This is a genomic window from Acinetobacter chengduensis (assembly GCF_003664645.1).
Taxonomy (GTDB): domain Bacteria; phylum Pseudomonadota; class Gammaproteobacteria; order Pseudomonadales; family Moraxellaceae; genus Acinetobacter; species Acinetobacter chengduensis.
On sequence record NZ_RCHC01000025.1, the window covers coordinates 17857 to 27610 of the forward strand.

Here is a 9754-nt window from a genome sequence, read left to right on the forward strand (position 1 = left end):
CCCTGCTTATGCAGGGTTTTTTATTGCCTGGAGAATAGCATGGCAACTTCATCACTAGGACGACTAACACTCGATTTAGTTGTCAAGCTAGGTTCATACGTTGAGGGTATGAATAAGGCTGAGCGAACTACGAAAAATACCACAACAAAAATGGGGGATGCGGTAAAAGGTTTCAAAGAGCAAGTGGTTGATGCTTTTAGCGGCACACAAATAGGCTCCGTCATTGATGGATTTAATTCCAAAATTGGGTCTATTAGAAGGAATGTACTAGTTGCAGGTGCAGCAGTTGCAGGCATGGCTGCAGGTGGTGTGGTGATTGGAGCAGCTGCTTTAGCTAAAATGGCGATTGAAACAGCTAAGGCTGATGTACAGCTTCAAATGCTGGCCGATCGCGCCAACACATCAGTTCAAAACTTTCAAATCTTAGAACATGCTGCACTGGGCTTTGGTGTATCGCAAGATCAGCTCGGCTCAATACTTGCTGATGTACAAGAAAAGCTCGGTGAATTTAGCGCAACCGAAGGCGGTGGCGCAGCTGATTTTTTTGATGCATTAAAAAACAACACCAAAATGACCGAAGATCAAATTCGTTCATTTTCGAAAACGCTTCAAGGCAAGGATGGTGTTGAAGCTATTCAGCTGCTGAACGACAAAATGGATGAACTTGGGGTGACAAGCCAAGAACGACGATTTGTTTTTGAAAGTTTGGCATCTGACCTTGGCAACCTTGCTCCGCTATTTGCCCAAAACGGGAAAATGTTAGATGAGTTCGGCGAAGCCTTAGAAGACGCTGGCATTCTCAAAATGCAGGATGCCATGGAGCAGTCACGACTATTGGCAGCCCAGACTCAAGCCTTAGATTTGCAATTTCAAGGAATGAAAAACCAGTTGGTTAGCGCAGTGATGCCTGCTGTATCTAATCTTATGAGCTTATTTGTAGACACAACAAATTCAGCAATTGGTTTGGATAGTGGCGTATCTGTTGTCAGCATTGGTATGAATGCATTTGCTGGTGTTGTGGTGACGGCTACAGGTGTATTGAAAACTTTGTTTGTCATAGCACGCGAATCTATGGTCGGCCTAATTAATACAGGTATGACACTGTACAATGTAGTAACTGCAGGTTCGTTTAGCGGTGCTGTGGATGCTCTAAAAACTGGCGCTAGCGTTGTTAAGCAATCGTGGTCAACAGTTGCCGACACAGCTCTTGAAAGTGGAAAGAAAGCCGTAGATGCATTTTCAGGTAATGCAAATGTCCAAGGAAAATTAACACAAGCAATATTAAAAACTACAGTGGCATCACAACTTAGTAACACTGGATTAAAAGTAAATACTAAGCAGGCTGATGAAAATGCTAAAGCAAAAGCAAAGACCGCAAAAGCAACTTCTGCATTAGCTAAAGCTGAAAGTGACTACAACAAAATCCTGCAAGAGCGAGAGCGCATCAAATACGACTATGCTTCCGGCGATGATCAAAAGATGCTTGATTATCAAAAAGAGGTACAGCGCTTGTTGAGCGCTGGCGCAAGTCAGGAATATTTGGCAGTCGCAAAAGAGCGCTATGAGCAAACTAAAAAACTGTCAGACATGCAGTTTGCATTCGAGCTGACAGAGCATCGAATGACAGAGCAGAAAAAACTCGAATATTCTTTTGGTATTAAGCATCAAGAAATTTTAGCAGATCAGAAATTAACTTCTGAGCAAAGAAAACAAAAAATTCAATCACTCAATGAATTGTACAAGATTGAAACTGACAAATTGCGTTTATCTCAATCCAAACAACTTTTAGATGTTCGCAAAAACTGGATGACTGCTAGTGATTATGCTGAACAATACTATGCGTTGGTAAGGGAGGAAATACTCAATACAGCTGAATACTCACCTGAAATGAAGGACACCTTAATTAAGGGTGCAAATTTACAACAGGGTATTGAGCAAAATGAAAAACGTGAAAGCGTTTGGTCTGATTATAAATCGATGATGGGGCTTGATGAATCGCCGTATCAGCAAGACATGAATCTACTAAAGGCTGCACGTGATGAAATGCTGATTACTGAGGAAGAGTATCAGCGCCAGCGCTTAGAAATGCAGTTGTCTTATGGTGCGCAATATGGTGCCGATTTTGCGGGCATGATGATGGGCTTAGTTGATTCATCTAGTTCCGCATACACAGTTTTGGGATTGGCTCAAAAAAGCTTTGCATTGTACTCAGTCATGATGGACAGCAAAGTAGCTATTTCTAAAGCTTGGGCTTCGGCTGCATTCCCATACAACATGCCTGCCGTTGGGATGGCGGTAATGCAAACAGGTCTACTTGAAGCGGCTGTTTCAGCACTTTCTCCTGTCGGTTTTGCTGGAGGTGGGTTTACAGGCTTTGGCGGCAAGTACGAGCCAGCAGGAATCGTCCATAAGGGCGAGGGGGTGCTGAATCAGGAAGAAATCGCTGCATTAGGTGGGCCAGCGGGCTTCTTTGCTTTGCGAGATTCTATCCGTAATGGTTTTGCAGATGGTGGTTTGGCTCTTGATGCGCCTAAACTGATGAATGTTCAAAGCCCTGCTATGCAAGATTACGTCAATCAAACACAGCAGAATGCTTCAGCACAACTAACCCCACAGCACTTGCAAATCAACAATATCTTAGATCCGAATATTGTAGGTGATTTCATGGGGACATCGTCAGGTACCAAAACATTCATGAATTTCATTAAGAATAATCGAACAACACTTAAGGCGATTCTTGCATGATCATAAGCACTGAAAAATTCGGCGATGTCATTTTGCTGACAACGCCGATACTGACTGATGCGACAGAAACGCTGGCCTTTAAAACCGATGTTTTTGAAGCTAAAAACGGCACAGAACAGCGGACTCCATTAAAAGACAAAGCTCGGCAAACGCTGAGCTTTTCTTCTATTGCGCTGCATGACGAAGTTTCTCAAAACTTCAATGTGCAATGGGGTGGCATTCGCAAGCTTTGGGCAGTACCGCTGGCACAGGAGTCGCAATATGTCGGTGCTGTGGACGGTGATTTCATTGAATGCCGTACGGATATATTTTCTTTCTACGCGGGCGGTCTCGCGCTACTTAAAAGTGACGCTATTTTTCAACTTGTGGAAGTGGTAGAAGTTCAAACCGATGGTCTGCTGATTTCCGAATCAGCAACCATCGTAAAGGCAAAGCTTTACCCCGTGCGCGTGTGTTTTATCAGTGGTGATATTTCACGGCAGATTAGCAATTTCTATGCACGTTCAAACGTCACATTTGTTGTGCTGGATGAGCCAGAAGTTCAGGAAAGTGTACCAGTGCAGTTTCTTGAAAATGACTTGGATAAGTTCTGTCTGATGTTGAACGGTGGAAGCCTTGAAACGACGATTTCGCAGAATCAAGTGATTGTTGATTCAGAAATTGGGCAGATTTACCAGGGCACGGACTGGAACCATGCGCGCTATAGCAAGCAATATCGCACAGTTTTAAAAGGGCCTGAACAGTTGTATGCATATCGACAGTTTCTGTTTCGTAGACAGGGGCGATTTCGCCCTTTTTGGTTGCCGTCTTATGAGCGCAATATGCGCTGTAAAAGCACTGGTCTGATTTCATCTGTAATGCTGATAGAGCATGATCAGTACAAACAATTAGCAGATCAACGCAAGCATATTGCAATTAAGAGTGACGGAAATTGGACTGCACACACGATTACAGCTTCGGCGCCAGTGGCAGGAAACTCAATACAGATCACCATTACACCAGCATTGAATAAAAATGCCAGCGCTATTGAGCGTATTTCATATCTTGGCCTGCATCGTCTCGACGCGGACTCGATTGATATTCATTATCAAGGCGCCGGCATTGTCGAAGTGAGTGTGCCGATTTTAGAAATAGGAGTCTGACATGGGTGTACGCACATTCTTTCGAAATATGTTTGACTCAGCAACACGTCGTGAGCTGTACGAGTTCACTCGCGGTACAGAAAAGTTTTACTACACGTCTGGCGATGCAGAAGTTGAACTGAATGATGTGGTGTATGAGCAAATTACAATCTCACGCAGTGAAATCAAAAATAGCAGTGATCTTGAAAAAGATCCGCTTGAAATCACATTTGCACGCGATTCTAAGTTTGCACAAGACTGCCTGCGCTCTGCACTTGAAGAAAACGTATATGTAAAAGTGATTAAACTTCAGCACGGCCAGCAATCGATTTTTTGGCAAGGCCGTGTTGTATCTGTGAAGCCTTCGGGTGCAAGTATCATTCTGAAATGCGAAACGAATTACACAAAGCTGGGTAGAGCTGGTGCACGTCTTAAATTTCAGCGCACGTGTTGTCATGATTTGTACGGCAATGGCTGTCGTCTCAATAAATCTGACTGGGGTGTGCAGACAACAATTAAATCGGTTAATGCCAATGCGATTGAATTGCGTGATCTAAGCTTTGATGATAATTACTTCCGCCTTGGCATGCTTCAAAGCGCATTTGGTGTCAGTGTCGGTATTGAATCAAGCGCAGGTAATACAGTGAATATCATCCGCCGGCTAGACTCGCTTGCTGATCAAATCACAAGTGATGCTGATTTGTTGGCGTATCAAACTGCAGAAGCGGAACTTGAGCAAGCCATCGCAGTGCGTGATGGATTGGATGCAGATGATCCTGATTATGAACAGGACTTTGCTGATGCGCAGGCTCTGGTAGAACTAAAGCAGGAAGCATTCAATATTGCTTCGGAATCCGTATTTTTTGTTGCGGCATATCCAGGCTGTATGAAGTCACTTACTGCATGCAGTCGGTTTAATAATACGGAAAATCATTTGGGATTTGCATATATGCCCGAAGACAATCCATCTACTACGAGGAACGCATAAATGTGGGCAGTCGTAGCAATTGTGATATCGCTTGCATCATTCTTTCTGCAACCAAAGATGAAGACCACAACACCAAGTCCCGGGGAGCAGGAAGGCACGAAGGCGGATGAGGGTGGCTCAATTTGTGTGATTTTTGGCACCTGTGATGTATCGCCAAACTTCACAGCATTTAAAGCAGAAGCGCCTGAAGCAATTCAAAAATAAAGGTATCTGAAATGGAAGATCAAAACAGCCCGCAAATCGCGGGCTTTATTTTTGTCCGTCATATCCGCGCATGCGGGATGTGCAGTATTAAAGCCCGCCGGTATTTCTTAGATCAAGGCTGGACTAACCAGCGGATTAAAGAATTCTTCGACAACGGCATGCAGATTGAGCAATTCAAAGCGCTATTTGGGCATGACGCGATGGCGCAGCAAGTGATAGAAAAGGCTGAAAAAGATGGCTAAAAAAAAGAAACAGACAATCGGCTACCGCTACCGCGCCAGTGCACATGCTGTCTTGTGCCATGGCCCCGTGGACTCAGTTACAAAGATATCTTTTCAAGACAAAGATGCGTATTTGAATGAAGAATCTGAAAACAAAACTATCACTGTTGATAAGCCCGCTTTGTTCGGTGGTGATGAGCAAGCTGGTGGCGTACAAGGCAAAATTGAACTGCATTTTGGTGGGTCTGATCAGCCCAAAAGCTCAAAATTGCAGGAGATTTGCAGTTCTATTTCTGATGCTTTTAATGGCTTGATTTCTGCTTACCGCGGTGTTGTTTCGGTCGTGTTTGATAAATTTTATTACGGCACATCACCACAGTTTCCAGAATCAACTTGGCGTGTTAAACGGATTCATACTCGACACGATGGTCAAGTGCAGTGGTATGATGAAAAAGCGGAAATACTGCCGACCTATTTCGAAAAGTCAGTAATCTCAAATTATAAATATTTAGTTATTGATGGAATTTCAAGTCTTTCTCAATTATTTGATTATGCCAGTATCGAATATGATGATTCGCATTGGAGTTCAGCGTTGGGCCCTTACGGTGCTATGCGCGGACATGCTTGGCCTTCTGCAAACACTGGAGTGGAACCGAAAATTGGCAGAGCTATAGTCGTGCGTGAAGAAATATTTATAAATGACCCAGCATTTACTGGAGATATCTTAATTAATGTAAAACACGATGATGGCGGGGTGCTGTATTTTAACGGTCAGAAAGTAAACTTTACGAGCGGTGATGAACAAGGTTCTTATGCAACGATAACAACTAGTATGATGCAAGTTGGCAGAAATGTGCTCTTTGTGGGTGCTGTGGATGGTGTGCCATCGGGTTCTGATATTGGTATCTATCTAGGGGTTAGTTACTCAACATTATCTCAAACAGCAATTGAAGCAGATATTAATCCAGCTCACATTATCCGTGAATGCCTCACAAATCCGGTTTGGGGGATTGGTGTTGCTGAAGCTGATATTGATGATGTGTCATTCAGAAAATCAGCGGATACGCTTTATACAGAAAAAATGGGCATGTCGATTAAATGGGATGACTCAACTTCGATTGAAGAATTTATCGAAATTATCAAAACCCACATTAATGCTGAGCTGTATTTTGATAAGTCAGATGCAAAGTGGAAGCTGTATTTAATTCGGGCTGACTACAATGTTGATGACTTAGATCATTTAAATGAAAGCCATGTACAGAATTTAGAATTTGAACGCCGGACGCTGGCTGAATGCATCAACTCAGTTACTTTGACATACTGGGATCGTGAGCGCTCCAAAGACTCAACTGTCACAGTTCAAGATATTGCCCGTATTGCGCAACAAGGTGGCGTTGTTTCCCAAAGTGTTGAATATAGAGGTTTCACAAATAGTGAGCTTGCTAGCCGTATTGCTTATCGTGAACTGCAGACCTTATCTGCAAATCTAGCCAGCGTGTCTTTTGATGTCACAGAAAGTCAGGTTCAAAACTGGCATCTTGGCAAGCCATTTAAGTTATCAGATATCAGCTATGGTCTAAGTGGCGCAATTTTTCGAGTCAAAGAAATGCGCTTTGGTGACGGCATTAATAACACAGTTTCAATAGATGCTGTTGAAGATTCATTTAGCAGTCCGATGCAATCGATTGTTGAATATGTACCACCGATCAAGACAAGTTATGATGCTAAAGATGCCACAGCAATCGCATTTGAAGTGCCATATATCGAATTGGTTGAGCAATATGGACAAGACGAAATCGACGTTAAGCTCGAAAAGAATCCTGATCTAAGTTACGTCGGTATGGCTGCAATTCGGCCAAACAACTCGCATATCAATGCTGCATTATTTAGTGATGCAGGTGCCGGCTATGATGAGGTGTCAAGTCTTGATTTTTGCCCGGCGGCTGAACTGAAAAATGCTATTTCATATACAGATTCAGCGCTGCATCTTCAGAATGTACGTGAGTTTAATTTGATTTCTGCCAGCAACCGCCTGCAAATCGGCAATGAACTCATGAGTGTTGTGAGTTATGACGCGGCAGCAAAAACACTGACTGTAAAACGCGGTGTGTCAGATACTGTACCAGCGCAACATATAGCAGGACGGATTCTATATGTTTGGGATAATCGCTCAGGTTTAGATAGCACAGAGTATTTAAGCGGTGAATCGGTATTGCTTAAAGCTTTGACGCAGACCAGTGCTGATCAGTTGAGCATTGCAGAAGCAACTGCGCATACAGTTACATGCGCTGCACGCGCGATTCGACCTTATCCGCCTGCAAACGTAAAAATTAACAATGAATACTGGCCAGCAGAAATTGAAACAGATCTCATTGTAAATTGGGATGACCGCAACCGTTTGCAGCAAACTGGCGGCGAACCGCTTAGCTGGTTTGACGCTAGTGTTGCAATTGAGCCCAACACGCAAACGCATTTGATTTTGACGCAGTTAGATGAAAATAACCTTGAGCTTGCTACAACAAATGCGAATGTCACTGGCACAACAAGCTACACAATGCCAATTTCATTAATGCAGGCTGATGCGCGTTTTGTAGAAATTATCTTAAAAACTGTACGCGACGGTTATGAATGCCTAAATCCTTTTGTTCATACAGTTGAATTATCTCAATTCTTCAGCGCTCCATACGATTTAACAGTTGAGTTTAAAAATGACTAATCGCTTAGAACTGAATTGGAAATTAGATGGTTTTGTTGATGAGCAGCGTTATTACTGCTCAGAAACGCCTATTGATCCTGAAAATTTGCCGGTGCCGAAAGCTGTTTTGGCTGGTGATGTGCGGACTTATGTTGATACCGATATTGAAGCTGGGAGAACTTATTATGTTCGTATTGGGTCTGTAAAAAATGGAACTGAAAAATTAAGTGATGAAAAAGCAGTAACAACGGAAAAGCTGCTTGTTTTTATGCCACTGACAGCAGGAATTGAGGATTTTGGTTCACTTGGTTTAAATTGGTCGAAGCAGGGAAGTATTACACACTCATCTGATGGCGCATATTTCAATGATGATGTTGCGAGCTGGATTAAGCAAATAACTCATGATTTCGGATCAAAATATAAGTTCTCTATTGAGTTTAAAAGACTAATTGGTGTTTCCGCGTATCTGCCACTTGTGTACTTCACCGGAAATGTTCTACCCAGAGATTTGGGGTACTCTAGCGGCACACCATCTGGTGAGTCTTATTTAGTTAACAAGGTTTATATTGACTTTAGCTACATATCAGCAACAGCAGCAGCTCAAAACATTTCAAACAACATTTGGCATAAATTAACAGTTGAAAGAGATAATCGTAATATTAAGATCTACATAGATGATGTGTTAGGTTTAAATTTTAATCTTTCCGAGTCACCAAATTCATCCTCTGTAACAATGCTTGGACATGCGCCAGCAACAACGCCGAACAAATTTAAAGGCTGGTTGAGAAATTTCAAAGTTTACGATTTAACTTAAGCAATCAAAAAAATAGCACCGAAAGGTGCTTTTTTATTGCCAAAAATTAGGGGAAAATAAATGGAACCAGTGTCCACAAGCGGGTTTGCCGCGTTTTTAAAATTCTATGGTGCTGCAGTCGCGGTGACTTTAGCCATCTGCTTGGTTGCAACGGTTGTCATCATGATGCGTTTGCCGCGCTCACCACAGGAGTGGGCAGTTGGCCTGATCTGCACTGTTGTATCTAGCCTTACTGGCGGTGCTTTCATTATCGTGAAATGGGGCCTACATGAGTGGGTAACTGATATCTGGGGAATGATTGCCTTAGGCGGTTTCTTTTTCGTATGTGGTTTACCTGGTTGGGCAGTTGTACGGTGGACTTTTAATTTTATTAACAAGCAGGAGGGTAAAACAATTATTGAGGTGGTGAAAGAATTGAAAAATGCAAAAGATGATTTGAGAAAATAATTGTTAGTTATTGATAAATAAGTCACAATTATTTCTTGTATAGTTGTTTTGTTGTCACTATAATCCGCACAATTAGATTAAATTGTGAGCCTTTTCCATGCATACAATTTTGTGGGATGAAGAAAGTGTTTTTCCCGAGAAGATTCAATCTTTTAAGAAGTTCTTAAAAAAATATCTAACATCACTGAATTGCACTGAACTTTTGCAGAACAAACCATTTAACTATGACTCAGAAAATGATGAATTTTTGAACCCAGATATCCAAGAATATTATGAACTTTGGTCAATGGCTTAATGCTGACTAAAGCTGAATACTAAATTGTAATTTATACCGCCTTAGGGCGGTTTTTTTATACCTAAAGAAAAACCCCGATGTTGGAAGCATCGGGGTTTTTTTCATATCAACTTAAAGGAAAGGAGACATGATCAATCTATGTTCGAATATTCTAAACCAATAGTGGAGCTTATAAAAGTGTCTATTGAAAAACATGGATTATGGCAAACTGTTTTTGCCTTCTT

At 42.1% G+C, this 9754-nt stretch carries 8 protein-coding genes; all 8 read left to right on the forward strand.

The genetic code is table 11. The features are described 5' to 3' along the window. The first annotated feature begins 39 nt into the window (after nucleotides 1–39). The 8 genes from D9K81_RS16310 to D9K81_RS16345 are packed head-to-tail and all read left to right on the forward strand — an operon-like array spanning nucleotide 40 to nucleotide 9235. Nucleotides 40–2745 carry a hypothetical protein gene (locus D9K81_RS16310; RefSeq protein WP_121523703.1) on the forward strand — a complete coding sequence of 902 codons (2706 nt, stop codon included), beginning with the start codon at nucleotides 40–42 and terminating at the stop codon, nucleotides 2743–2745. Further along, entirely contained in the window at nucleotides 2742–3887 is a 1146-nt protein-coding gene (locus D9K81_RS16315; RefSeq protein WP_121523705.1) for a hypothetical protein, read from the forward strand. Before D9K81_RS16310 ends, D9K81_RS16315 begins: the two co-directional genes overlap by 4 nt. Before the next feature lies 1 nt (nucleotide 3888). Beyond that, nucleotides 3889–4854, forward strand: coding sequence for a baseplate hub domain-containing protein (locus D9K81_RS16320; protein ID WP_121523707.1), 966 nt, complete (start codon nucleotides 3889–3891; stop codon nucleotides 4852–4854). Continuing rightward, nucleotides 4855–5058 (forward strand): hypothetical protein, encoded by a 204-nt coding sequence (locus D9K81_RS16325; protein WP_120402465.1) that lies wholly within the window; start codon nucleotides 4855–4857, stop codon nucleotides 5056–5058. Nucleotides 5059–5069: 11 nt separating this feature from the next. Beyond that, entirely contained in the window at nucleotides 5070–5300 is a 231-nt protein-coding gene (locus D9K81_RS16330; RefSeq protein ID WP_121523709.1) for a hypothetical protein, read from the forward strand. Beyond that, on the forward strand, nucleotides 5293–7995 hold the full coding sequence (locus tag D9K81_RS16335) for a phage tail protein (RefSeq protein WP_121523711.1): 2703 nt from the start codon (nucleotides 5293–5295) through the stop codon (nucleotides 7993–7995). The genes D9K81_RS16330 and D9K81_RS16335 overlap by 8 nt, the downstream gene beginning before the upstream one ends. Beyond that, nucleotides 7988–8788: a LamG domain-containing protein gene (locus D9K81_RS18600; protein ID WP_207667520.1), complete on the forward strand. Its 801-nt coding sequence runs from the start codon at nucleotides 7988–7990 to the stop codon at nucleotides 8786–8788. Before D9K81_RS16335 ends, D9K81_RS18600 begins: the two co-directional genes overlap by 8 nt. A gap of 60 nt (nucleotides 8789–8848) precedes the next feature. Continuing rightward, nucleotides 8849–9235, forward strand: a complete 387-nt coding sequence (locus tag D9K81_RS16345; protein WP_120403936.1) for a hypothetical protein — start codon at nucleotides 8849–8851, stop codon at nucleotides 9233–9235. Nucleotides 9236–9754 lie beyond the last annotated feature (519 nt).